This is a genomic window from Duganella aquatilis (assembly GCF_009674565.1).
Lineage (GTDB): Bacteria > Pseudomonadota > Gammaproteobacteria > Burkholderiales > Burkholderiaceae_D > Rugamonas > Rugamonas aquatilis.
Genome location: NZ_WKJL01000079.1, coordinates 1 through 263, shown reverse-complemented (window position 1 = coordinate 263; position 263 = coordinate 1). Strand labels below are relative to the sequence as shown.

Below are 263 nucleotides of genomic sequence, written 5' to 3'. Positions count from 1 at the left end.
GCGAACGCGGCGAACTGAAACATCTAAGTAGCTGCAGGAAAATAAATCAACCGAGATTCCCAAAGTAGTGGCGAGCGAAATGGGAAGAGCCTGTACGTGATAGTCGGACTGATAGTGGAATGCTCTGGAAATGGCAGCCATAGCGGGTGATAGCCCCGTACACGAAATCAGACCGGTGGTACTAAGCGTACGACAAGTAGGGCGGGACACGAGAAATCCTGTCTGAATATGGGGGGACCATCCTCCAAGGCTAAATACTCGTA

At 51.0% G+C, this 263-nt stretch carries 1 rRNA gene; it reads left to right on the top strand.

Features of this window, described 5'->3' with window-relative positions:
• Positions 1 to 262, top strand: a 23S ribosomal RNA gene (locus tag GJ698_RS30335); the annotation flags it as partial.
• Position 263 lies beyond the last annotated feature (1 nt).